This window comes from Allochromatium palmeri (genome assembly GCF_009720725.1).
In the GTDB taxonomy this organism is placed as follows: domain Bacteria; phylum Pseudomonadota; class Gammaproteobacteria; order Chromatiales; family Chromatiaceae; genus Thermochromatium; species Thermochromatium palmeri.
Genome location: NZ_WNKT01000028.1, coordinates 1 through 25,341, shown reverse-complemented (window position 1 = coordinate 25,341; position 25,341 = coordinate 1). Strand labels below are relative to the sequence as shown.

General features: G+C 58.8%; 20 protein-coding genes. 8 read left to right on the top strand and 12 right to left on the bottom strand.

Annotation, left to right across the window (positions count from 1 at the left end; genetic code table 11):
• Window positions 1–17: 17 nt before the first annotated feature.
• A complete protein-coding gene (locus tag GJ668_RS12700; RefSeq protein WP_155450524.1) occupies window positions 18–248 on the bottom strand; it encodes a hypothetical protein in 231 nt (76 codons plus the stop codon).
• 109 nt (window positions 249–357) lie between these two features.
• On the opposite strand from GJ668_RS12700, the gene GJ668_RS12695 reads away from it, so the two are divergent.
• The 6 genes from GJ668_RS12695 to GJ668_RS12670 all read left to right on the top strand — a co-directional run bounded on the left by GJ668_RS12695 (window position 358) and on the right by GJ668_RS12670 (window position 12,234).
• Window positions 358–1,869 carry a sigma-54 interaction domain-containing protein gene (locus tag GJ668_RS12695; protein WP_155450523.1) on the top strand — a complete coding sequence of 504 codons (1,512 nt, stop codon included), beginning with the start codon at window positions 358–360 and terminating at the stop codon, window positions 1,867–1,869.
• Between the two features lie 370 nt (window positions 1,870–2,239).
• Window positions 2,240–3,754, top strand: coding sequence for a PcfJ domain-containing protein (locus GJ668_RS12690; protein ID WP_186343084.1), 1,515 nt, complete (start codon window positions 2,240–2,242; stop codon window positions 3,752–3,754).
• Window positions 3,755–4,315: 561 nt separating this feature from the next.
• A complete protein-coding gene (locus GJ668_RS12685) occupies window positions 4,316–6,949 on the top strand; it encodes a reverse transcriptase domain-containing protein (RefSeq protein WP_155450521.1) in 2,634 nt (877 codons plus the stop codon).
• Window positions 6,933–8,660 carry a response regulator gene (locus GJ668_RS12680; protein WP_155450520.1) on the top strand — a complete coding sequence of 576 codons (1,728 nt, stop codon included), beginning with the start codon at window positions 6,933–6,935 and terminating at the stop codon, window positions 8,658–8,660. The genes GJ668_RS12685 and GJ668_RS12680 overlap by 17 nt, the downstream gene beginning before the upstream one ends.
• A gap of 65 nt (window positions 8,661–8,725) precedes the next feature.
• Window positions 8,726–10,825 carry an AAA family ATPase gene (locus GJ668_RS12675; protein WP_155450519.1) on the top strand — a complete coding sequence of 700 codons (2,100 nt, stop codon included), beginning with the start codon at window positions 8,726–8,728 and terminating at the stop codon, window positions 10,823–10,825.
• On the top strand, window positions 10,822–12,234 hold the full coding sequence (locus tag GJ668_RS12670; protein ID WP_155450518.1) for a tetratricopeptide repeat protein: 1,413 nt from the start codon (window positions 10,822–10,824) through the stop codon (window positions 12,232–12,234). The genes GJ668_RS12675 and GJ668_RS12670 overlap by 4 nt, the downstream gene beginning before the upstream one ends.
• Before the next feature lie 214 nt (window positions 12,235–12,448).
• On the opposite strand, the gene GJ668_RS12665 is transcribed toward GJ668_RS12670, so the two are convergent.
• The 7 genes from GJ668_RS12665 to gpmI all read right to left on the bottom strand — a co-directional run bounded on the left by GJ668_RS12665 (window position 12,449) and on the right by gpmI (window position 17,650).
• Window positions 12,449–12,874 carry a GNAT family N-acetyltransferase gene (locus GJ668_RS12665; protein ID WP_246194844.1) on the bottom strand — a complete coding sequence of 142 codons (426 nt, stop codon included), beginning with the start codon at window positions 12,872–12,874 and terminating at the stop codon, window positions 12,449–12,451.
• A 122-nt stretch (window positions 12,875–12,996) separates the two neighbouring features.
• Window positions 12,997–13,305, bottom strand: coding sequence for a type II toxin-antitoxin system TacA family antitoxin (locus GJ668_RS12660; protein ID WP_155450516.1), 309 nt, complete (start codon window positions 13,303–13,305; stop codon window positions 12,997–12,999).
• Window positions 13,306–13,407: 102 nt separating this feature from the next.
• Window positions 13,408–13,761, bottom strand: coding sequence for a nucleotidyltransferase domain-containing protein (locus GJ668_RS12655; RefSeq protein WP_155450515.1), 354 nt, complete (start codon window positions 13,759–13,761; stop codon window positions 13,408–13,410).
• The gene (locus GJ668_RS12650; RefSeq protein ID WP_155450514.1) at window positions 13,758–14,204 is read right to left on the bottom strand and encodes a nucleotidyltransferase substrate binding protein; all 447 of its coding nucleotides are present in this window, start codon (window positions 14,202–14,204) and stop codon (window positions 13,758–13,760) included. Before GJ668_RS12650 ends, GJ668_RS12655 begins: the two co-directional genes overlap by 4 nt.
• A 12-nt stretch (window positions 14,205–14,216) precedes the next feature.
• Window positions 14,217–15,233 (bottom strand): protease SohB, encoded by a 1,017-nt coding sequence (gene sohB / locus GJ668_RS12645; protein ID WP_155450513.1) that lies wholly within the window; start codon window positions 15,231–15,233, stop codon window positions 14,217–14,219.
• A gap of 36 nt (window positions 15,234–15,269) precedes the next feature.
• Complete coding sequence (locus tag GJ668_RS12640) at window positions 15,270–16,109, bottom strand: thymidylate synthase (RefSeq protein WP_155450512.1); 840 nt, start codon at window positions 16,107–16,109, stop codon at window positions 15,270–15,272.
• A gap of 5 nt (window positions 16,110–16,114) precedes the next feature.
• Window positions 16,115–17,650 carry a 2,3-bisphosphoglycerate-independent phosphoglycerate mutase gene (gene gpmI, locus GJ668_RS12635; RefSeq protein ID WP_155450511.1) on the bottom strand — a complete coding sequence of 512 codons (1,536 nt, stop codon included), beginning with the start codon at window positions 17,648–17,650 and terminating at the stop codon, window positions 16,115–16,117.
• Window positions 17,651–17,795: 145 nt separating this feature from the next.
• Here gpmI and argA point away from each other — a divergent pair, with 145 nt between their 5' ends.
• Window positions 17,796–19,178 carry an amino-acid N-acetyltransferase gene (gene argA / locus GJ668_RS12630; protein WP_155450510.1) on the top strand — a complete coding sequence of 461 codons (1,383 nt, stop codon included), beginning with the start codon at window positions 17,796–17,798 and terminating at the stop codon, window positions 19,176–19,178.
• Here the strand turns inward: argA and GJ668_RS12625 are convergent.
• From GJ668_RS12625 to htpG, 4 genes are all read right to left on the bottom strand, one after another.
• On the bottom strand, window positions 19,135–19,695 hold the full coding sequence (locus GJ668_RS12625) for a DUF1249 domain-containing protein (protein WP_155450509.1): 561 nt from the start codon (window positions 19,693–19,695) through the stop codon (window positions 19,135–19,137). The genes argA and GJ668_RS12625 overlap by 44 nt on opposite strands.
• A gap of 32 nt (window positions 19,696–19,727) precedes the next feature.
• A complete protein-coding gene (gene trxA / locus GJ668_RS12620; RefSeq protein WP_155450508.1) occupies window positions 19,728–20,099 on the bottom strand; it encodes a thioredoxin in 372 nt (123 codons plus the stop codon).
• A gap of 136 nt (window positions 20,100–20,235) precedes the next feature.
• Window positions 20,236–20,895, bottom strand: coding sequence for an adenylate kinase (gene adk, locus GJ668_RS12615; RefSeq protein WP_155450507.1), 660 nt, complete (start codon window positions 20,893–20,895; stop codon window positions 20,236–20,238).
• A gap of 230 nt (window positions 20,896–21,125) precedes the next feature.
• Window positions 21,126–23,045 carry a molecular chaperone HtpG gene (gene htpG / locus GJ668_RS12610; RefSeq protein ID WP_155450506.1) on the bottom strand — a complete coding sequence of 640 codons (1,920 nt, stop codon included), beginning with the start codon at window positions 23,043–23,045 and terminating at the stop codon, window positions 21,126–21,128.
• A 191-nt stretch (window positions 23,046–23,236) separates the two neighbouring features.
• Here htpG and GJ668_RS12605 point away from each other — a divergent pair, with 191 nt between their 5' ends.
• Window positions 23,237–24,871: an alpha-D-glucose phosphate-specific phosphoglucomutase gene (locus GJ668_RS12605; RefSeq protein ID WP_155450505.1), complete on the top strand. Its 1,635-nt coding sequence runs from the start codon at window positions 23,237–23,239 to the stop codon at window positions 24,869–24,871.
• The last annotated feature ends 470 nt before the right edge of the window (window positions 24,872–25,341 follow it).

Sequence of the window (25,341 nt, the reverse complement as noted above, 5' to 3'; positions counted from 1 at the left end):
ACTCGCCAACGCTGGGCCTAGAGGGCGGCGGCGTAGGCCGAGGGCAAGTCGACGGGATTGAGCGCATTGGTCAGATAGCGGTAGACCGTTCCACCGGACTGGATCTCGATCAGGCGCACGCGCTGGCGGGTGGCGCCCTGACCGACCCAGACCACCCGATCCTGCAGACGTTCAGCGACCGCCTCGGCTGTCGGGGCACTCGTCGGGCGGTGCTGGCGATCCCGCTGAATCGCCCGAGTATGACGCACAGAGCTACGCTTCTTCGGCTTCGCGTCAGCGGGAACCGGAGCTGGGGTGGTAGATTCCATAAGGATCGGCGCGCAACAAAAATGGCTTGACAGCTTCTCAGAAAACTTAATGAGTGCGCTACTTCTCAGTTGGCTCGGCAAAACGGATCTGCGCGCGGTCGAGGATCCGGAACGGATCGGCGTCGGTCCCGTGGCGCGTGCGCTCCAGACTGGGCGCTTTGCGGCGTTGCATCTGCTGTGTGATTGCTCGGAGTCCGAGGCGAGCGTCTATGTCCGCTGGCTGGCGGCGCAGGTTGCGCTCCCTGTCACACTGCATCCGGTCGAATTGCCGAATCCGATGGACTTCGGCGCCATCTATCGCCAGGCGCGGCAGGTCGTGGCGACCTGTGCCGAGCGTTTGGGCGACGGCGATCATCTGACCTTTCATCTCAGTCCGGGCACACCGGCGATGGCGGCGGTCTGGATCATTCTGGCCAAGACCCGTTTTCCGGCTGATCTCATTCAATCTTCGCTGTCGCATGGCGTCGAGTCGGCTTCGGTGCCCTTCGATATCTCCGCTGATTTCATCCCGGATCTGCTCGACCGGCCGGATCGTGAGTTGGAGCGTCTGACCGCCGGGTTGCCGCCGGAGGCGCCGGAGTTTTCGGCCATTCTTCATCGCAGTGCGATCATGCAGCGCGTGCTGGCGCGTGCGCGCCGTGCGGCGTTGCGGTCGATTCCGGTGCTGATCGAGGGCGAATCCGGGACCGGTAAGGAGCTGCTGGCGCGCGCCATCCATCGTGCGAGTCCGCGTCGTGAGCAGCCGTTCGTGACTGTCAACTGTGGGGCCATCGCGCCGGAACTGGTGGAGTCCGAGCTGTTCGGGCATGAGAAAGGGGCGTTCACCGGTGCGGATCGGCGTCGTCTGGGTTACTTCGAGGCGGCACATGGCGGCACGCTGTTTCTCGATGAGGTCGGTGAGTTGCCGAAGCCGGCGCAGGTGCGGTTTCTGCGGGCGTTGCAGGAGCAGGAGGTGACGCGCGTTGGGGCGACTCAGCCGATTGGGGTCGATGTGCGGGTGGTGGCGGCGACCAATCGGTCCCTGATCGAGGAGGTTGCGGCGGGGCGGTTTCGCGAGGATCTGTTCTATCGGTTGGCGGTGGCGGTGATTCAACTGCCGCCGTTGCGTGAGCGGGAGGACGATGCGGGGTTGCTGTTGGATCGGTTGCTCGATCAGGTGAACCGAGAGAGCGTCGGCGAACCTGGCTATGAGCCAAAAAAACTTTCCGTTACTGCAAGAAATCTTCTACTCCAACACCGATGGCCGGGTAATATCCGTGAGCTGCTCAACACGTTGCGCCGTGCCGCTGTCTGGACTCCCGGCTCGCTGATCGATGTCGACGATGCCCAAGATGCTTTGCTTCCAAGTCCGGTCGGCCGTTCGACGAGCGACTCAATCCTCAGTCTTGACGTGAGGCAAGGTATTGATCTCGATAACATTCTCGACCAGGTCGAGCGACACTACCTGGATGAGGCAATGCACGTTGCGGGCGGCACCAAGACCCGTGCAGCCGCGCTACTGGGCCTCGGCAGCGCGACGACACTGACCAATCGACTTAAAAAGCACCAAGAAAAATCATAGTGGCATGGGTTTCGCTTAATACCGGCCAACACCATCACCGAAAGGTCAAAGGATGTTGGCACAAGGTCGCGCAATCCTGCACTGGGCACATCGGCATATTGGCGGAGACACTGAAACACGACTGGCGAGTGACTTGCTTCGCCGCATCTTTTCGGTCGGCGGGCTACGTGAATACCGGGCGCGATACTTTGCACCTGGGCACTATACTGGGGTGCGGCAAGCCTTGTTGATCAATATGGGAGAGTCCTGTGGAGAGGCTGACGCGCTCGGCAATCTTCGTTGCCTCTGGATCGTGGAGCAATCCAATCGCCAAGTCTTCGCCTATAGAAGCGACCGAGCGACCGGGAGCCAATTCATTGGAGGCACTGTCTTGAGAGAACAGGCCGTTCTTCAAGCCGATTCAGCGTTTTACAACCAACTTGCCATGGGTGCTGCGTCGCGGATTTTGGCGACCCTGCCCGTGATCGACGATGGTGAGAATCTCGAGCGCGACAGAGTCGTCCTCTCGCGGATCGAGCGAGCGGTGCTCGGGCACGCGCTCAGCCTCTTTTTAGATCAACTGCCATCGGATGTCCTGGCAGCGATGCGTACCGAAGGGGCGGCGACGGTCGAGGCCTTCAATCACTATCTCGACGTCAACGGTAAACCGCATCGTAACCGCATTCAGGCTGTCCAAGCGTTTCCGCTCTTCGGTGCAAGGCTTCGCACGGATTGGCAACTGCGGCGCATGGTCGACCGTGGTCAGCCCTTGACCCACGCGCTAGCGGCGGCGCATCAGGTCCAGCCGCGCACGATTCAATGTTGCCGGACGCTGAGCACTGTGCGTGCGCCAGACGAGCGGCGAGTGGATCTTCTCAACCGGCTCGACCGGCTTCCGGCGGAATACTTGCCAAAAACGGAGCAGGACTGGACGGCATTCTTGGATCTTGCCGGGTCTTTGAGTGATCTTGCGACCACGCTGCGCACTGACCTCGTGCCATTGATCAAGCCGTTTGCCGCTGGTTGGCATTCGGGCCGTACCTTACTCAGCCACAAGCTCGGCGCCGATTTCAGCGTCCAACCCATCTACGAAATGATGCACGCGGTCTATCGCTATGGCCTCTACCCCGTGCTAAAAGCACAGAAACCGAGGATGTCCTTGCTGGCGTCGGCGGGCAATGCGCCGCCTCCGAGCTTCTTTCCGCGCTGGTTCGGACGATATTCGCTCCCCCGCCTGACTGAAATGGCCGGGCAATGGCAGCAAGGGTATCGGCGCTTCAGCATGGAACGTCTCGGCGTGTCTGATCCGGCACTGGCTGCCGCGCTGTCCTGGCCGGGTCTAATGGACAGTCCTGTCAGCTACAGCGACAGGGGCTATCGGATCATCGAACTCACCAGCCAGCAAGCGCTGGAACACGAGGGACGGACGCAGAAGCACTGCGTCGCCAGCTATGCGATCAAGTGCGTGCTCGGCGAGAGCGCCATTTACTCAGTCAGGGACCGTAACACGGGTGCACCCATTTCGACTTTTGAGGTTGCTCTAACCTACGACGTACCTGTCTTGGCTCGGCATCATGGTCGGGAGAACGCCGTCCCATCGCCGGAGCTACAAGCGTTTGTGCAGCGCTTTGTCGACCAGGTGCTTGCTAAATTGGGAAATCAACAGATCCGGCAGGTCCGTATCGCCCGCCGCCGGGGGAGCGTTCAGATTCGTGAATTTCTGGCCGAGCCGGATACCGGCGATCAGCCACTGAGCGCCCGAGAACGCGCCCGGTTGGCTGAGCTAGTTGCCTTTGCGCATCCATCGGAGATTCGGCGGCTAAGCCACAAAGGTCGTCTTTCAGCCATCAACGGAAACTTTTTCGACGAGTCGGATGGTTTCGCCGAATTACCGCGAGCCGCGTAATCACTGTTCCACATTTTCATGTACTAAACGAAGCTGTACTGAAAAACCTGCATCTCGTAAACGTACTCGTTGAGGAGTAAAATTTACTATCGTTGAGCGCAATCAGTCGCAAAACCTCGTTGTCACGCGGCTATGCTTAGCGGTTGATGAAAAATAATAAAGTGGCATGGATTGAGCCTTTAATCATTGATGGTAGCGAGACGGTGTTTAAACGGCGTCTGGTTCGATAAACGTCTTTTTAGGTACGGCTGAAGCCGCACCGACAGCAAAATGACGCATTTCACCCTAGACGTTGTTTAGTTTGCTCGCAATCAGCTTTATGGGGATTATCCGGTACGACATAGTCTGCCCATGTCGCAACCGCATGGGTTTCCGTGCGCCTGAGGCAAACTGCGTGCATAAAAAGTATGTACGCCATGAACCTTAGCAGTGTTAGCAAAAAGCAGTGTTAGCAAAGTTTCGCTAATCTGCTGAGCTTGATACTTACAGCTTGGTACTGAAGAAAGCGAGTATGAGACCGGATAACCCCCTTCTTTTTATTCAACAATCTTGTGAAGACTAATGGAAAAAATGACCACAAGGACGAAGATCTACTGGCGTCGAGACCTCGCTCAGTATATCGGGGTACCGCTCCAAGATCTCCTTGAAATTCTCTACAAGGAAAATCGCCGGGATTACTACAGGATCAGATCGATTCCGAAGGCATCTGGTGGTACGCGGACCATTCACGCTGTGTCTGGTAAGCTCAAGGACATCCAAAGGAAAGTGCTGGACAAGCTACAGGCGGATTTCCCGCCCAGCTCGCGCGCTCATGGCTTCGTGCCCAAACGCAGCATCATCACCAATGCCATACCGCATCGTCGCAAGAAGGTGTTGGTCAAATTGGACATCCGCGACTTCTTTCCATCGATCCGCTTCGCGCGGGTAATGGGTCTGTTTCAGTCCGCCCCGTTTCATTTCGGTCGCGAAGCCGCAATTACACTCGCGCAGATCATCTGTGTGCCGGGAGATAATGGGCCGCTTCCCCAAGGCGGCGTGCTCAGTCCCTATGTCGCCAATGTCATCTGCCGACGTCTGGATCAAAAACTCGCCGCCATCGCACGTGAGCATCGATGCCATTTCACGCGCTACGCAGACGATCTGACGTTCTCCACTAATGACGTGAAGTGTTTAAATAGGGAGCAGTTTATTGCTCGCGTCGAAGCAGCTGTCGCGAATGAAGGATTCACGATCAACTCGAAGAAAACGCGCGTCTTGCGCCAATCGGACCGTCAGATTGTTACTGGAATCGTCGTCAACGACGGCTTGAATGTTACACGAAAGTATATTCGTAACCTGCGCGCAATTTTGCACAATATCGAGAAAAATGGGCTTGAGACACAGCTGATTAAAGATGGCGGTTTCCATGATCGCCGGGCGTCACGTCTTGAACTCAAACGGGATGGCGATGGCTATCGTCTAGGTACGCGACAACTCACCAAAGAAGAATCAATTGAACGCTTTCTTCAGCATCTCGTGGGGCGCTTCGCCTTCGTTGGCCAAGTAGTCAATGCGGAAGGGCAGGAAAACCGGCAGATCCGTTACCGTCGCGTGGTGCTCTATAAACGTCTGCTTAAGCGATTTTATATCTGTATCTGCCGTATAGAAAAAAATGAAAATTTGGGAAAAGGACCAGAAAAATGTAAAAGTACGCTCGAAAAATTGATGAAAAAATACTCATCTTTTGATCAGCAGTCCGAATGGTATAATCGAGCGAAAGAGTGCCGTCAATCTAAGCTTGAGCAATGGCAAAATTCTAAAGAAGCACAAACGATCCGCGACGAACTAGCGTGTATAACAACGCTAGAGGATGCGCGCCGATTTTTGACAGCGCAAGCGTGTTCGGACGTTCGTTACTGGATCGAGTGCAGCGGTAATTTTGAAGACATCAAGATAAAGCTTGCAAAGTTTGCACAGTATCCCGCTTTCAATTTCTTTGATACGCGGCAAGTGCTACACGGGTTTAAGGACACGCAGGATCTAGGAGCCTTGACACATCACGGAAGTACACCCGCTCATTTGCTAAATATTCTACTTAAGCGATACGAGCCTCATTACTACAAACTTCCGGATTATGAGCCACCGTATTCGCTGCGAGGTCTTGTCGATCCAATGTCCGATGCGCTTCGCAACATCGTACTGGAAGATGGCGAAGATGTATTCTTGGATTTTAACGATCCGCGTATTGAATCCAAGGTGGCAAAGCTTAAGCAGGGAACCCGACTGAGCGCGCGTCAGGGGCAGGCTCATATTGGCACAATGATCGAAGAGATGTTGCAGTCCGCTTATGAGGAAGGTCTCAAGCGCGCGAATCAAACACCCAAAAAATCGGTTCCGTGGAAAGGTCGTCTCCAGAATCCGCGCGAGGATATCTACACCGTGATTCCGGCGCTCCAGGGCAGTCTAGTTGACATCTTCGAATCGATGTACCGTAACAGAAAAAGCGGACAAATCGAGGTCGAGACATCGGTCACTGAAAGCGGCTGTTTCCAAATCCGAATTGCCGATGTCGATGGTGCGAGTCTAAGAGTTCCGCCGGGGCGAGATTTCGCGCACGGCAAACTACGCCGCGCTACACGCAGTCTCTTTGTGATTGCTGGCTACTGGATCTTTGCACGTTTCAATGATGGCTCCGTACATCGGGTCAATATGCTCACTGGAGAGACAGTTAAAGTCGCTGATGATCGGTATTCTGGATTCACGCACGTTCTGGTTTTACCGAACAACGAGGGCAGGATTGATCCGCCGAGCGTCGGCAAGTCTTCTCTGGATGTTTCAGTTGCGAAAACGTCTCGTAGAACCTTGCGAGTTTTAGTTATCGACAATAATGATCAGGAGCGCTACGACAACGAGCTGCGGTGGCAGACACTGCCCGATCTGGAGTTGAAAACGGTTGCAGCAATTGATCGAGAGACTTGCGCAAGCTACGCCCCGGACATTGTTTTTGTTCACTTTAACAACGATGAGCGTAAATGGATAACTCAAGAGAACACAAATCTCTGTCCAATTGTTTTATTTAGTGGAGAATTTATGTCTGAATGTATGATACATGAAGGCTGCTGGTGCGTATCGCGGACTTTTCTGAAGGAGCGATTCGGTGATCTGATCGATCAAATCGTGCGAAAGGAGAGAAAAGACTGTGTGGGTCTATCTTGAAATCGAACCTGATGGCTCTGGAATTCATGCCGAGCTTGATAAGCGAAAAGATTTTCTGTATATCATCCATTACAACGCAACCTGTCGATCCCTCAGTAAAATCTGCAACGGTATTGAAGGTTTGGTTATTCCTGATGAGCTAAGCGGACACAATTATGACGTAAAGTTAATGATCCTGCAGATACGCTTGGAGACAACTAGCGGCTTGCAAGAACTCCCGATCCGGGTTTGGTTCGACAACGAGGATCGTTACTGTACGTTTTGTGATCGATTCGGCATGACCGAGCGTGGCCTCGAACGCATCGGTGTGGTTCTTGTTCCACCGGATAAACGTCCGGAAAATATCACACCACATCAACCAAAATTCGATGCGGTATCTCGTTATCTCGAACAGCACGCTGGTCAGCCCTGGTTCACTCAGGGGCGTCACAACCGAGCGAACCGATGGGGGCCTTATACCTTTTTCCGCGTCTTAAAATCCCTTGATCCAGCTTTTTCGACTCAACTCGAATCCATCGAAAAAAGCATGTTTGAGGAGCCTTTTCTCAAGCGACTGGCTAGTACACTACGCGACGATAACCTCCCAAAACCACGCATCGATCAATTGCGGACTGAGCGCTGCTCACTCCGAGAAAAACTTCTGGCCGGCAATGTTGGACGCAAGATTCTCGTCGTGGAGGATCACTTAGACGATGGTTGGCGCGAAGTCTATCGGGAGGTCTTCGAATCAGCCGGCGACAGCGTTTCTGTCATTTGGGCAACAAATGTCAGTGAGGCCAAAGCTGCATTTGCGAAAGACATCGCACTGATTGTTCTGGATGTCCGACTCGATAGTAAAGATGATGTGACGGAATCCACCAATAACGCCGTTCCAACAGGTGTCACTCTCGCTAAATGGTTTCGAGAGCAATGGAGTCCCATTCCGATTTTGGCGGCGACCGCATCGAATAAGACATGGATTCTGGAGCCGCTTTTAAAATACGGTGTCCAGGCTTACTGGGTCAAAGAGTCACCAGAGCAAAAAAGTGATTTGTCACACGCGATTCGGAATGTCATCGATTTTTACCGCAAGACGCGGGATGTTCTCGTTTGGTCAGATCGCACACGCGGATGGATTGAAGGACTTTATGCAATAGCCGAAGAGGTTTTTCGAAACGATGTCCGTCAAGGTCAAATCCTGGAGAAAAAAGCCAAGTCACTCCACGGGTTGCTTGATCGCGCTTTCAGTCCATTCAGCCGCGATTTGGACGACGGATTGCAGCTTAACGTCGCTTTTCTGATTCTGTTTTCGTGCATGAACGATCTGCGCGCCTGGTGCTGTCGAGTTGAGAAAAAAGAAGATGGCGCTGAGAATTGGTATACCGTCGAATCGCTTGGCAATGATTTATTGGTAAGCAAACGTCGCGTTGGTATGCGTCATGTTGAAGCAAAATTCGAGTACGAAGTGGAGGGCTCTGGCCGACGATCAGATCTTTTTCCTGACACTGATGCATCGCTAAGGCTTTTAACGATATTGGGATGCGCTAAAAAAGGGACTTTATTCCGCGAACTCAAAAAAATCCGAAATGTCCTGCCACTAACCCACGGAGTCACAGACGCAGAAACTGGACATGGTGATGTTGTTCAAAAAGTAACCGACAAGCATCTTGATGACATGCTCAGTGTACTCCAAGCCGTCGTTGACATTCGGGCTGAGAAAGACCGGGTCTGAACGTCAGACTGATCATTGCCGGATCTAAGGCTTGGGGATGGGAATCAGATTAAGGAGAAACCGAAATGCCTGCTGAACAACCCGAACTGAATCCTTGCCAACAAGCCGCTATCACGGCTATTTCGGTCTTCCTGCACAGCGAGACGCCGATTTTCCTGCTCCAAGGCAGCGCCGGAACAGGAAAAACGACGCTGGTTGCCCATCTCATTCGGTTGCTCAATCAGCAGCACCGCAAATTTCAGGTCATTGCCCCAACCGGCCGTGCCGCTCGCATCCTGGGCACAAAGACACAGACTGACGCCACGACGATTCACAGCGTACTCTACGCCAAACCCAGCGTCGAAGTGTTTGAAGAAGCCGTCTCCATCAACGACCCTGGGATGCGCTGGCATTTTCCGCTCAAGGAGGAAGATCCAGGCGCAACGGTCTTCATCGTCGATGAATCCTCAATGGTCGGCGACAAGGAAGCCAAGGGCGACCTGCTGCGCTTCGGTTCGGGTCGACTGCTGACGGATCTAATCCGCTATGCCCGATTAGGTCGAGAAGGACGTGTTGGCGAACACGGAGCCAAGATCATCTTCGTCGGCGATCCGGCGCAGTTGCCGCCGGTCGGCGAAACTCTTTCGCCCGCCATGTGCAGCGATTATCTCAAGCAGACCTTTGCCCTCGACTGTCAGACATTTGAACTGACCGAAGTGATGCGCCAACAGACTGAGAGTGCCATCTTGGATCGCGCCACAGAGCTGCGCAACAGGATCGGCCAGCGCGACTATAACCGCTTCGATCTCAAAACTGCGGATAGCGAGATCATCGCCACTTCGATCACCGAGGCCATATCCCGAGTCGAGACAGGGCTACGCTCCAAGTCCAGTTCGGTCCTGATCACCTACTCGAACTCCCAGGCGTTTCAGCTCAATCGTGCACTGCGCGGCCGCCTGTGGGGCGATGAAGACGCAGATTTACGTCAGGGCGATCTACTGCTGGTCAACAAAAACTCTTTTCTGCACGATCTCAGCAACGGCGATCTCGTCAAGGTCAGGCAGATGCTCGGTTCGTCTGAACAGCGCGCGATTCACCTGAACGTCAAGGGAGAACATGAGCGGGTTCCTGTCGAGCTAGCATTTCGGCAGGTCGAAGTCGCCTACAGAGCCGGAGATGGCTCGATCAGAACCATTCGGTGCCGCTTGCTGGAAAATCTGCTGAACTCGCCTGAACGTGAACTGACACCGCTTGAGCAACGGGCGTTGCTGGTCGATTTTCGAATACGCAATCCAGAACTGCGGCCCAAAACCAACGCCTTCAGTATCGCCTTTCGCGAAGATCCCTATTTCAATGCCTTGCAGGTCAAGTACGGCTACGCGATGACCTGTCACAAAGCGCAGGGTGGAGAGTGGCAGACCGCTGTGGTCAACTTTGAGGGTGGCCACAGCGCGCGCAATGAGCAATTTTTTCGCTGGTCGTACACCGCGATCACCCGCGCGCAAAGGACACTCATCACGATCAATGCCCCGTCCTTCACACCAACATCCGGCATCACTTGGGACACCCTGGGACCGTCGCCTCAACCTGAATCGACCTCGACGACAACGACGCCTCCAACCGACGACGACTGGAACCGATGGAGCTTCAACGCTGGGCAAGAGACACTGTTTGCCTACCATGTGGCACTCCGCGAAGCTTGGTCGAAACGTGGAATCTGCATCGAACACCTCGACCATCTGCAATATACCGAGCGCTACCTGCTGAGCCGTGACGGTCGTGCCGCCACCGTGCAGTACCACTACAAGGGCAATCACAAAATCTCGAAGACCCAGGACACGCCTAGTAGCGCCTCAGATCCTGAACTGCTGGATGCGGCACTGACGGCGATGCACGAAGCCCTTTCCTCCATGCCGGCGGACAAGACTCCACTGTCCGAACCCTTTCTGGCTGAATTCCACGACAAGCTGAACGCGGCATTGGAAGGGACGGAGATCCGTATCGTCGCTACCGAACCCATGCCATACCGCTTGCGCATCGAATTCGAGACCGCCGGGCGGCGCGCCAAGATCGACTTTTATTACAACGGCAAACAAACCTGGACGTCCGCTATCGTGGTTGGAGGTCCGGGGGCCAGCGGCGGTCTCATTGATCGCGTTCAACAGTTACTGGACCAGGTGCCATGAGCGACTCGAAAGCCGTATTCAATCTGCGCAAGGAAGGCCGGTTGGACGAGGCATTGGCCATGGCGCGGGAAGGCTATGCGGCCAACGCAAACGACATCTGGATGCAGCGCGCTTATGGCTGGGTGCTCTACGACCTGATCAAACACGCAGTCCAGGAGTTCGAGGACAAGCAGATTCCACCGGGACGACTGGCCAACCAGCTCAATACCTGGCTGCGCGAATACCACCAGTTCGGCACTAATGAGCGACCTGGCATGCTGCACTCCAATCTTTTGCAACAGGTGATCAAAGCCAGTCATGTTTGGCCATCTTTCCTGAAATTCGCGCGCTGGTGGGGACCGGAATACTTCACCGAGGAAGATCGGAAGCCGTTTAGGCCGCCGGATGGCGGTCGCGAGGTTCCCAGTCTCGCCACTCGCTATGTCTACGCCGTGGGGCGCGAAGCCGCGCGCCAAGCGGCAGACATCCCCGCCGACCTGCTCGCCTGGGCCGAGCAACAGGTCGATGCCGCCCTGCATGACTCGCCCAACGATCAATGGTTGCACTACTACAAGAGCAAGTTTCTGCTCACGCGCGGTGAATCCGAACAGGCCCGCGCGAATCTACTGCCCGTCGTCCGGCGACAGTCGCGGGCCGCTTGGGTTTGGGACACACTTGGGACGACTTACGAGATAGAAGATCCAGCCAAAGCAATCGTTTGCTATTTCCGCGCCGTGCATGTCGCCCGACAACCCCAGGAGGTCGCCAACACACACATCAGTCTGGCGCGCCTGCTTGCCCAACAACAACGCTTTCCAGAGGCTGCCGTACAGGTTCACGCCGCACTCGCCTATCGCCAGGACAACAACTTCCGCGTTCCGCAAGCACTCGGACAACTGGCGGGTATGGACTGGTATCGCGAGCTGTCCAAGCGCACGGATCTGCCGTGCCCGCCCGACATGGCCGAAGCCGCCGAGGCCATTCTGTTCGAGGGAGAACAGGCGCGAATGACATACCGAGTCGGCGTGCTCGACCATCACAACAGCGACAAGGCGCTCGCCCATGTCGCCTTCTCACTGGAAGACGGCGTCGTGTTGCCCTATCGGCGCTTCAAGAACATTCGCGATGTCCCGATTGGCCGGATCGTCGAGGTCGGATTCATCGAAGAAGCACGCCAGCCACAGCGCTGGCGAACCACTGAACACACAGGGATCGATGGCTTCGTCAAGCCGATGACCGGCGAGGTGTCGAAGCGAGAAGATCAGTCCTTTGGATTTCTGAAAACCGGCACCGGTGAGCGCGTCTTCGTTCACCCCGCCTTGATGGATCACTTGCCCAGCGCAGAGTCAAAGGCGATCACCTGCCTGGCCGTGATGGGCAAGGACAAACAGGGCAAGCCCGGATGGCGTGCGCTCAGTTGGATTGACTGATGCTCTCTACTTGAATACGCAGTCGATCAGCCGACACCGGCATTCGATGAGTTCGACGATCCGATCCAGCACGACCTGACCCAGATCCGATGGCGTTACGATGACTTCGAGCATAAAAAATTTCCCGTTCGGGAAATTATGGCTTGATCCACCCCGTTTTCAAGCAAACTAACCCGATCGGGAAATTTCGGACCGGCGTGGCTTCGAGCTTGTGTCACCCTTCGGCCAGCCACTGCCGCACGGTCGCTATGGGTAAGAAAAGCCGCCGGGGATTGGACGGCAGCGGCATGAAACCAAAGCCTTGGTACAGGGCCTTGCGTCGCTCCACGCGCTCCGGATCGCCGCAATCGAACACGTCCAGCATCACCACCGCAATGCCGATCGCCTCGGATGCGTGAGCAATGCGCGTCAGGGCGTCCACCAGCAGGTCGCTGCCGAAACCCTGATTCCGATACCGCTGATCACGACCGATCATCGAGATGAAAGCGGCGGGAATCGCGCCATGCGCCGGTCGTGCGCGCGCATAGCGTGGCGGCAGCGCCTCGTAGCTGACGGCATGGGCGTTGATCGCATAGAAGCCCATCACGGCGCCATCGGGCGCTGCCATCACATACAGCCGGATATTGTCGGCCTTGGCCAATTTGTTGGCTGTCTTGTGAAAGTAATTGTCGATCGCGGCGATCCCGCAACTGAAACCATCCCGGTCATGCCGCGCGGAGTCGAACGGCTCGATGCAATAGGACTGAGCGCTTCGATCCGGCATTATTGCGACCGGGTCCGCTCACGACTGCGTTTCAGAGCCGCGCGTAGCTCGGGGGTCGGCTCGGGCGGCTGATCCAGTGCCGCGAAGAAGACCGCTTGATCCTCAGGGCGCAGGATCGTTAGCTCATGGGCCGCAATGGTCTCCAGGGCGGCCCGGTAGGCGGCATTCATGGTGAAGGTCGAATCATCCAGGCCCGACAGCACGGCCGCTCTGTGGATCGTCTCCTTGATCCTTGGCTTGGTGCGAAAATGCATCCGTGCCTCATTGCGCTCGTTGATCGTGTTCGTCAGGTCTTCTGCCGGCCGCATGATCGATCTCCCACTGTTTGGCATGACACGGGACAATGTACGCTGATTGAGCGTACGCATCAAACGATGCTGAGTGACCCAGGATCTTGATTCATCCCATTTTCAAGCAAACTGACCCAATCGGGAAACTTCGCATGGCGCCCGCTGCACCACCACATAGCCGCACTCGATCTCGCGATGGAAGGAGTCGGGAATCCGCCCCCAATCCATCACATCGACACGAATCGGCACATTGCTTTCCACGAACGCCTCTCGCAGATCGAACAGCTTGTCACAGACCTGGTGAGGGTCAGCCGGATGACGGACCACGAGATCGAGGTCACTCGCCTCGAACGCCCCACCGGTCACACGGCTCCCATAAGCCCAAACGTCATATTCCGGAACATACCGGCACAGAATCTCACGCACCATCGCCAGATAACGATCCGGCAGATCGAGTCCGAAACCTGTACTCATGCCAAGCCTCCGGAATCCGCATCGCCCGCCCGCAGACGCGCTTCCAGTCCTCGTGCATCGCGGATGAAATCCGGCATGAGCGCCAGCGTCTCCTCGGCAAACGCCTCCCCATAGTCATGAGCCGTATCGTTGCGGTTCTCGCGATACGCGAACCAACGCTCGACCTCCTCCAGCGTCAGCAGACCATGTTGGGCCGCCAGCCGCAGAAGCTCCTTGACCGGCGTGGCTTCGAGCTTGCGTCCACCATAGCCAAAATCTTTCAAGCGCCGCTTGATGAGCTTAAAGCAGACTTCTTGAGTCAGTTCGAACCCCTTGACGATCGCCATGCGGAAGACTTCCTGATCTGTGTCCTCATGCTCCGCCACCGCGAGCTGATAGCGCGCCACGGCCGACTCGAGCGCTCGCAAGGTATTGCGCAAATGATCCGTGTTCAACGTCATCATCGAGTAGCACGCCTAAAGCCGTGAAGCCGCCGCCAGCACCCGATCCAACACCCCACGCACACTGGCCACCAACCGCTCGATCGGCTTCTTGTGCGCCCGGTACTTGAGCTTCAGCAACTCCATCTTGGCCCCCGCTTCCAGGATGAAGTCGTCACTGGTCTGGATGGCATCGACCAACCCCAGATCGACCGCGCGCTGACCATGCCAATACTCGCCGGTCGCCACCCGCTCCAACTCCAAACTGGGCCGGTACTCGGAGACGAACGTCTTGAACAGCCGATGCGTCTCTTCCAACTGCTCGCGCAGCTTCTGACGCCCCTCATCCGTGTTCTCGCCAAACAGCGTCAGCGTGCGCTTGTACTCGCCGGCCGTATGCAGCTCGAAGTCCACGCCATAGCGTTCGAGCAAGCGATGGAAGTTGGGCAGCTCGGCCAGCACGCCGATCGAACCGATGACGGCGAAGGGCGCCGCGATGATGCGATCGGCGACACAGGCCATGAGATAGCCGCCACTGGCCGCGACCTTGTCGACCGCTACCGTCAGCGGAATCCCCTTGGCACGCAACCGCGCCAGTTGCGAGGCCGCCAGCCCATGCTCGCTGACCATGCCACCGGCATTGTCGAGCCGCACCAGCACCTGATCGCCCTCGCGCGCCTCCTGGAGCAACGTCGTCACCAGCACCCGCAGCGCACTGACCTCGCTGGCGCGGATATCGCCGTTGAACTCGATGATGAACAACCGCCGCTGCTCCTGATCAACGCGCTTCTCGCGTTCCTTCTCGCGCTTGCGCTCCTCCTTGAGAAACGCCTTGTACTCCTTCTCAGACAGCGAGATCTCTTTGAGCGCATAACTGAGCGAACGATAACGCTCCTTGAGATCCGTGATCTCCAGTTGCTCGCGTTGCAGGCCGCCGCTGGAGCGCGCACGCAAGGCCAGCACGATCAGCACCGCGATCCCGGCCAGCAGGGTCAGCGTCTTGGCCAGGAAGAACAGATAGTCGATCAATGACTCGAAGAACAATTCCAGCATGGGCGAACAACCTTATCGAGTGAAATGGGCCGCGACTCACACCGCGATCGGGGCGCGAATCACTGGATGCGGATCATACCCCTGGATCTCGATGTCCTCGAACGCATAGTCGAACAGCGTCGCCGGTCGGCGTTTGAGCACCAGACGCGGCAGCGGACGCGGCTCGCGCCCGAGCTGGGCGTGGACGATCTCCGGGGTCAGATGATTGCGATACAGATGCAGATCGCCGAAGGTATGGATGAACTCGCTCGGCTCCAGATCGCACTGCTGGGCGATCAGGTGCGTCAGCAGCGCATAACTGGCGATATTGAAGGGCACGCCGAGAAAGAGATCGGCACTGCGCTGATAGAGCTGGCAGGACAGCCGCCCATTGGCGACATGGAACTGGAACAGACAATGACAGGGCGCTAGCGCCATGCGTCCGGTGCGCACATTGTCCTGAGGACTGAGCCGCTCGTCGGGCAAATCGGCCGGATTCCAGGCCGAGACCACCAGCCGCCGCGAGTGCGGCCGGGCGCGGATGGTCGCGACCAGCTCGGCGAGCTGATCGATCACGCGCCCGTCCGGCGCCGGCCAAGCACGCCACTGCGCCCCATAGATCGGGCCGAGCGCGCCCTCCTCCGTCGCCCACTCGTCCCAGATGCGGATGCCCCGTTCGCGCAGCCAGCCGTTGTCGGTCGAGCCGGACAGGAACCACAGCAGCTCGCCCACCACGCTCTTGAAATGCACCCGCTTGGTGGTCAGCAGCGGAAAGCCTGCGGCCAGATCGAACCGCACCTGCCGCCCGAAGACCGCGCGCGTCCCGACGCCCGTGCGGTCGGCCTGATCCTGGCCGTTGGCGATGACGTCGCGCAGAAGATCCAGATAGACCTGCATCGCGATCAGACCGTCGCCGGGCCGAGCAGCAGCGAGCGCCCGTCCATGACCTCGGGGATCGGAATGCCCATCAGATTGAGCACCGTGGGCGCGATGTCCTTGATGCCGCCGCCGATGGCCAAGCGCCAGGGCACCTCGTCGACGATCAGGCAGGGCACCGGATAGAGACTGTGCTGGGTATGCGGATCGCCGGTGACCGGATCGACCAGCTCGTCGCAGTTGCCGTGGTCGGCGGTGAGGATCACCGAATAGCCGCCGGCGACCGCCGCGTCCATCACCCGTCCGGCCTCGCGATCGAGCACCTCGACCGCCGCGATCACCGCCTCGCGCACCGCCGTGTGCCCGACCATGTCGCCATTGGCGAAGTTGACGACGATGAAGGGATAGACCTGCTGCTCGATGGCCGCGATTACGGCCTCGGCCACCTCGGGCGCGCTCATCTCGGGCTTGAGATCATAGGTCGCGACCTTGGGCGAGGGAATGAGCACGCGCTCCTCGCCTGGATACGGCTCGTCGCGTCCCCCATTGAAGAAGAAGGTGACATGGGCGTACTTCTCGGTCTCGGCACAGTGAAACTGCGGCAGACCGTCGTTGCTCAGCACCTGACCGAGCGTGATCCTGGGCATGTCGTGATCGAAGGCCACCGGCAGCCCGTACCACTGGTCGTACTCCATCATACAGGTGACTTTGACCCCAGTGACACCACGCCGGTCGAAGTGGTCGAAGTCGGGCTTGAACAGCGCCGAGACCAGTTGACGCGGCCGATCCTTGCGGAAATTGAAATGGATGACCTGATCGCCGCTCTGAATCGTCTCGCCGCCCTCGATCAGGGTCGGGCGGATGAACTCATCGTCCTCGCCCTGTGCGTAAGAGGCTTCGATGGCGGCGCGTGCATTCGGCGCGTGCTGGCCTTCGCCATCGACCAGCGCACGCCAGGCCAGCTCAGTGCGCTCCCAGCGATTGTCGCGGTCCATGGCGTAGTAGCGCCCCGAGACGCTGGCGATCTGACCGCCGGCTACTTCGAGCGCATTCTCGACGCTCTTGAGATAATTCAGCGCCGAGCGCGGCGCGGTGTCACGTCCGTCGGTGAACATGTGCACCATCGGGCGCGCGCCCTGATACTTGCACAGCTTGATCAGCGCGTTGAGATGATGGACGTGGCTGTGCACGCCGCCATCCGAGACCAGGCCCATCAGGTGCAGCGGCCGATTCTGAGCGGCGGCGGCCTGAGCCGCCGCGACCAGGGCGCGATTCTCGTAGAAACTGCGATCGGCGATGGCCTGATCGATCAGCACCAGATCCTGACGCACCACGCAGCCGGAACCGAGCGTCATGTGTCCGACCTCGGAGTTGCCCATCTGACCGTCCGGCAGCCCAACCGACAGCCCGGAAGCCTGGATGGCCGTATGCGGATGAGTCGAGAAATAGCGGTCCAGATTGGGCGTGTGCGCGATCGCGACGGCATTGTTGGCCTTGGACGGATTCAGACCGAAACCATCGAGGATGATCAGGACGACGGGGCGGCGTGGGACGTTCTTCATCAATGACTCCGCGAGAAACTCAACCCTTCCGGGCCAGGAGCGAGCGTGTTAGTCGACCGGCGTGATCCGGCTGTCGGCCCGCTTGCAAAATCAGCTATTCTAAACGGCCTCTGACCTCATCGCCCGGCTTTCGATTTCTGCCTTCATGACTACCAGGCCCCATCGCCCCCGCCCAGACGACGACATCCAGTCTACGAACGACCCTTTCGTCGACTGGGTGCGCGAGGCCACGCCCTATATCCACGCGCATCGCGGACGGACCTTCGTCATCGCCTTCGGCGGCGAGGCCGTAGTCGACGCGCGCTTTCCAGAACTGGTGCACGACATCGCCCTGCTGCACGGACTCGGTATCCGGCTGGTGCTGGTACATGGTGCGCGTCCCCAGATCGAGCAGCGCCTCCAGGGTCAGGGCGTGGAACTGCGCTACGTCAATGGTCTGCGTGTCACCGATGACCGCGCGCTCGCCTGCGTGAAGGAAGCCGCTGGCATGGTCCGGGTCGAGATCGAGGCCCTACTGTCGCTGGGGCTGGCTAACTCGCCCATGGCCGGGGTGCGCATCCCGGTGGTCTCGGGCAACTTTGTCACCGCGCGCCCGCTCGGGGTCATCGATGGCGTCGACTATGCCCATACCGGTGCGGTACGACGGGTCGATCATCGCAGCCTGCGCCTGCTGCTCGACCAGGGCATGGTCGCCCTGATGCCGCCGCTCGGCTATTCGCCCACGGGGGAGGTCTTCAATCTGAGCGCGGCGGACGTGGCGCGCAGTGCCGCCGTGGCTCTTGGGGCGGATAAGCTGATCTTTTTGACCGAGTCTGCCGAGTCGCAACAGGGCGCACGACTCGCGCCGAATCTGCTCGCACGAGAGGTCGATGCACTGCTGGCCGGCACGCAGATGCTGCCCGATGAGATCGCGACCTGTCTGCGGGCTGGCGCCGAAGCCTGCCGCCACGGTATCCGTCGGGTGCACCTGGTCGAACGCGGCGAGCATGGCGCGCTGTTGCGCGAACTCTTCACTCATGATGGCCACGGCACCCTCATCTCGGCTGAACCCTACGAGGATCTGCGCCCGGCGCGTATCGATGATGTGACCGGCATCCTGGAACTGCTGCGACCGATGGAAGAACGCGGCGTGCTGGTGCGCCGTTCACGCGAGCGTCTCGAAACCGAGATCGATTGTTTCCACATCGCCGAGCGCGATGGGCTGGTGACGGCCTGTGCCGCGCTCTATCCCTACCCGCACGACGATATGGCGGAATTGGCCTGTCTGGCCGTCCATCAGGACTATCGTGGCGGGCGACGCGGTGAGCGTCTGCTGGAGCATATCGAGGGATTGACGCGCGCCCGGGGGATCGGACGGCTGTTCGTGCTCACGACCCAGACCGCGCATTGGTTTCAGGAACGCGGTTTCCAACCCAGCGGACTCGAAGCCTTACCGATGGAAAAACGCGCTCTCTACAACTTTCAGCGCAATTCCAAGGTCTTCATCAAGACGCTTCCCGATTGCAGGTCTTTGCCAAAGTCTCCATAGACGCACCGGCCAGACAGGCCGCCGGTCGCGCGCGCTCTAGCGAATAGCCTTCGTTGAGTGGACGCTGGCTGAAGCCATGCCCCTGGCGCAGACAGAACAGCAGCCATTTGGAGAGAAACAGATTGGCCCGCCATTTGTCGGCCAGAGCCGGATGGGCATACTGGGTGCGCAGGGGCAGCATGGACTGACGCAGCTCCAGTACCTCGACCTGTCGCGCGTCATGGTAGACACGCAGACGCGCATCCGGATCGGCATAGGTCTCCAGCGTCTCGGAGGCCGTGAAGCGATGGGTCAGATGCACCAGGGTGGTGTAGCGCGCCTGCTCCTCGATCTCCAGATGCAGATCGACGGCGCCAGGACGCTGCGAGACGTCCTGTCCAACCGGACAGGCGCTCAACCCTGGAGCCAGGCGCCGTAGCAAAACGAAATTCTCCTCGCACAAACTCATCAGGGCACCGACATCCGGGTGCCCTGCGATCAGCTTGAGGAGAAAGGCGCGGTCGAGTGTGAATGGCATCGAAGGTCGAACGCGCTCCGGGCGTCTGACGCTCAAGCCTGAGCGTTGGACTGCTCGGCGATCTGGCGCCGCACGTCGTCCATGTCGAGTTCGCCGGCCTTGGCGAGCAGATCGCGGAAACCACCCTCGGGCAGCGCGCCGGCCTGCGAGAAGATGATGATCTGCTCGCGGAAGATCATCAGCGTCGGAATGGAACGAATCTGGAAATGGCCCGCAATTGCCTGCTGCTCTTCGGTGTTGAGCTTGGCGAAGACGATGTTCGGGAAGTCTTCCGAGACCTTCTCGTAAACGGGCGCGAAGGAGCGGCAGGGACCGCACCAGGGCGCCCAGAAATCGACGATTACGAAGTCGTTGTCCTGGATGGTCTGTTCGAAATTAGCGGTATCGAGTTCGACGACGGCCATGGGGCTCCCCCGTTAGATGAAAAGTTGAGCGCGATACTAACAGAAACGGCGGCGTCCCGTGACCCGACCCGGCTCAGGCAATCATCGAGCCGGGATTGGCCGCGCGCCCCAGACGATGGGCGCCGGCAGGCTTGCTTCAGAGTGCCTGGAGTCCGGCGATGATCTGGGCGCGAATGTCCTCGACCTGACCGATGCCGTGGACCTTGATATAGCTCGGCGCACCTTCGTCGCCCTGCGTGGCCCAGGAGGAGTAATAGCCGACCAGCGGCTCAGTCTGGTCGTGATAGACCTTGAGACGCGCCTTGACGGTTTCTTCGAGGTCGTCATCGCGCTGGATCAGCGGTTCGCCGGTCTCGTCATCGACGCCCTCGACCTTCGGCGGATTGAAAACGACATGATAGGTGCGACCCGAGGCTGGATGCACGCGACGCCCGGACATGCGCTTGATAATCTCCTCGTCAGGCACATCGATTTCGACCACGGCGTCGATCGAGACGCCCGCGTCCTTGAGCGCATCGGCTTGGGCCAGGGTGCGCGGAAAGCCGTCGAACAGACAACCGTTGACGCAGTCGGCCTCGGCGATGCGTGCCTTGACCATGCCGATGATGATGTCGTCGGAGACCAGACCGCCCTCGTCCATGATCTTCTTGGCGGCCAGACCCAGCTCGGTGCCCTGCTTGACGTGCGCACGCAGCATGTCGCCGGTCGAGATCTGCGGGATATTGAAGTGCGCCTTGATGAAGCTGGCCTGGGTGCCTTTACCCGCGCCTGGACCGCCGAGCAGGATGATGCGCATATCTGTGTCTCCTCAATCGAAAACTTGAATCATTTGGTGAAAATCGGGATCGGGTGGAGTATGCCATGGGCCTTAGCGGCGCGACCACCCGAATCAGCCGAGCGGCGCTTTCAAGGCGCTGATCAATCATGAGTTTTGCGTATTTCAATGCTCTAAGCAAATGAAAACGGACACCCCGGTTGCCCGTGGATGTCCGTCAGATCACCGCTTCGCTGGCGTGTTGTCCAGCCTCAACCGCCGGACATCATCATATTGAGCATGAGCTTGTTCAAGCGCCCGACAAAGGCCGCCGGATCGTCGAGCTGACCGCCCTCGGCCAGTTGCGCCTGATCGAACAGAATCGAGGCCAGATCATTGAAGCGCCCCTCGTCCGACTCGGACTCCAGACGTCGCACCAGCAGATGATCCAGATTGATCTCCAGGATCGGCTTGGTTTCGGGCGCGCTCTGACCCACGGCCTTGAGCACGCGCGCCAGGTTGGCGCTCATGTCGTCGGCGCCGACCACCAGACAGGCCGGTGAGTCGACCAGACGGGTGCTGGGACGCACGTCCTCGATCTGCTCGCCGAGCGTGGTCTTCAGACGCTCCAGCAGCGGCTTGTGCTCGCTGGCGGCTTTTTCCTTGGCTTCCTGCTCATCCTTGTCGGCCAGCTCGCCGAAATCCAGATCGCCCTTGGCGACTGACTGGAGCTGTTTGCCCTGGTACTCGGTCAAGTGGCTGACCAGCCACTCGTCGACGCGGTCGGAGAGCAGCAGCACCTCGACGCCCTTCTTGCGGAACACTTCCAGATGCGGGCTGTGACGCGCCGCCGCCGGGCTATCGGCGGTGATGTAGTAGATCTTGTCCTGACCCTCCTTCATGCGCTCGATGTAGGCGTCGAGCGACTCGCGCTGCTCGGTGCCTTCGCTGTGCGTGGTCGAGAAGCGCAGCAGGCTCGCGAGGCGTTCCTTGTTGGCGAAGTCCTCGGCTGGACCTTCCTTGAGCACCTTGCCGAATTCATCCCAGAAACCGGCGTACTTTTCGGGCTCGTCCTTGGCCAGGGTTTCCAACAGACCCAGCACGCGCTTGGTGTTGGCCTGGCGGATGGTGTCGATCTTGCGGTTGTGCTGAAGGATCTCGCGCGAGACGTTCAGCGGCAGGTCGTCGGAGTCGACGATGCCCTTGACGAAGCGCAGATAGTGCGGCATCAGCTTGTCGGCCTCGTCCATGATGAAGACGCGGCGCACATAGAGCTTCACGCCGTGCTTCTGGTCGCGGTCGAACAGATCCCAGGGCGCCTTGCTCGGCACATAGAGGAGCGTGGTGTACTCGTTGGTACCCTCGACCCGGTTGTGGGCATGAGCCAGCGGCGGTTGGAAGTCGTGCGAGACGTGTTTGTAGAAGTCGTGGTACTCCTCCTCGCTGATCTCGGACTTGTTGCGCATCCATAGCGCCGTGCCGCGATTGACCTGCTCGAACTCGGGCGGTTCGTCTTTCTTCTGCTCGGCCTCCTCGCCGTAGAGTTCCTTGGTCATCTCGACCGGGATGGCGAGGTGGTCGGAGAACTTGCCGATGATCGAACGCAGACGCCAGCTATCCAGGAACTCTTTTTCGTCGTCCTTGAGATGCAGGGTGACATCGGTGCCACGTTCGGCTTTCTCGACCGTCTCCAGCGTATAGCTGCCGCGTCCGTCGGACTCCCAGCGCACGCCATGGTCGGCACCAAGTCCGGCGCGGCGCGAGACCAGCGTCACCTTGTCGGCGACGATATAGGCCGAATAGAAGCCGACGCCAAACTGGCCGATCAGCGTGCTGTCCTTGGCCTGATCGCCCGACAGGCTCTCGATGAAGCGGCGCGTGCCTGAGCTGGCGATGCTGCCGATGGTCTCCATCACCTCGTTGCGGCTGAGTCCAATGCCATTGTCGGAGATCGTGACCGTGCCGGCCTCGCGATCGACCGTGACGCGGATGCGCAGCTCCGAATCACCCTCGTAGAGCCCGTCGTCGCTCAGCGCCTCGAAACGGAGCTTTTCGGCTGCGTCCGAGGCGTTGGAGACCAGTTCGCGCAGAAAGATCTCCTTGTTCGAGTAGAGTGAGCGGATCACCAGATCCAGCACCTGACTCACCTCGGCCTTGAACTCCAGTGTTTCCTTATGCGCTTCGACTGTCATCTTTGGATACTTACCTTACTGTGAATGTGGGGGATGGGCGCGAATTTACGCGCGCCGCTTATTGTCGCACGGGGCCGGGGGGATACAATGCCCGCTAACGTCGGCATCGCCCCGTTCTCGTCACGGCCGTCCCGCCGCCGCGCGCTGGCCGCTCAGTGAAGTCTATTCAACCATAATTCAAGGGTTTGAAGATGGAAACGATCCGCATCGCCACCACGCCGTTCGAGGGCCAGCGCCCCGGAACCTCCGGATTGCGCAAGAAGGTCAAGGTTTTTCAGCAGCCGGGCTATCTGGAGAACTTCGTCCAGGCGATCCTCGACACCCTACCTGAACTTCAGGGCGGCAGCCTGGTGGTCGGTGGCGATGGACGCTACTTCAACCGCGAGGCGATCCAGGTCATCCTGCGTCTGGCCGCGGCCAATGGCGTGCGCCGGCTCATCGTCGGGCGCGGTGGGCTGTTCTCGACGCCGGCTGTGTCCTGCGTCATTCGCAAGCACAAGACCCAGGGTGGCATCGTACTTTCGGCCAGCCACAATCCCGGCGGACCGGACGAAGACTTCGGCATCAAGTTTAACTCGGCCAATGGCGGCCCCGCGCCCGAGTCGGTCACTGAGGCGATCTTCGAGCGGACGAAGACCATCGACCGTTATCTGACGCTCGACACCCCGCCGCTCGATCTCGACCAGCTCGGCACCTTCACGCTCGGCGAAACCGAGATCGAGATCATCGACCCGGTCAGCGACTATGCCGATTTGATGGAGGCGCTGTTCGATTTCGACGCGATCCATCATCTGTTCAACTCCGGCCATTTCCAGATGCGTTTCGACGCCATGCACGCCATCACCGGTCCCTATGCGGTCGAGATTCTTGAGAACCGGCTCGGCGCGGCACCTGGCACCGTGATGAATGGCGTACCGCTGGAGGACTTCGGCGGCGGTCACCCCGATCCCAACCTCGCCCATGCCCAGGAACTGGTGGCCCTGACCCAGGGCAAGGACGGACTCGACTTTGGCGCCGCCTCCGATGGCGATGGCGACCGCAACATGATCCTCGGACACGACTGCTTCGTCACACCTAGCGACAGTCTGGCCATCCTTGCTGCCAATGCGCATCTGCTGCCAGGCTACCGGCAGGGCATTCGTGGGATCGCGCGCTCGATGCCGACCAGTCAGGCAGCCAATCGGGTCGCGGATTTTCTCGGAATCGAGTGCTTCGAGACGCCCACCGGCTGGAAGTTCTTCGGCAACCTGCTCGATGCCGGGCGCATCACGCTCTGCGGCGAGGAGAGCTTCGGCACCGGCTCGGACCATGTGCGCGAGAAGGATGGGCTGTGGGCAGTCCTGTTCTGGCTCAATCTGCTGGCGGTGCGTCAGCAGTCGGTCGCCGAGATCCTCACCGACCACTGGCGCCGTTTCGGGCGTAATTTTTACACCCGTCATGACTATGAGGCCGTGGATCTAGCCGCCGCCGCGGGTCTGGTCGACCATCTGCGCCGACTGCTGCCTGATCTGCCAGGGCGTCAGCTTGGTGCCGAAATCGTGAGCTATGCCGACGACTTCGCCTATACAGACCCCATCGACGGTAGCGTCTCAGAGCATCAGGGGCTGCGCATCGGCTTCGAAAGCGGCGCGCGGATCGTCTATCGGCTCTCGGGTACCGGCACCTCGGGAGCCACGTTGCGGGTCTATCTCGAATACTTCGAGCCGGATCCGATGCTGCATCAGCGCGACACCCAGGAGGCGATGCGCCCACTCATCCTTATCGCGCGCGAACTGGCTCAGATCGAGGCCCGCACCGGGCGTGCTGAGCCGGATGTTGTGACCTGAACCACGCCTAAATTAACCCATTTCGCCAACATCACCCCTCCCCCGCGTGGGGAGAGGGGTTAAGCGGCCGGACAGCGCCTCTACCTGATCCTGATACGCCCGCGCCGCTTCAGCAAAAGTCTGTTGCAATGGAAGCGATGGGGCCGGGCCAGAAAAAAATTTGCACTGGACCCATTGCAATCGCCAAAAATCATCTAAACTTCCATTTATGGTCGCCGATACACTCAAGCGACGCACCGAATTTCCTGGCCAGCGCCAGGTCACACTGTCCTCCTCGTCTCTCTTCTACGAGAGACTTTTCGACCCGGCACACCGCCGGGTCTTTTTTTGGCATTCCGACCCTATCGCCTCGCGGAGGTCAAGGTTTACGGGACATTCGAAATTTCGTTTAGACAAAACCAAGACCCCCGCCACTGTGTAGTGGAGGGGGTAATGGAGGAAGAGGGCCCTGGCGGTGCCCTAGGTTCGCA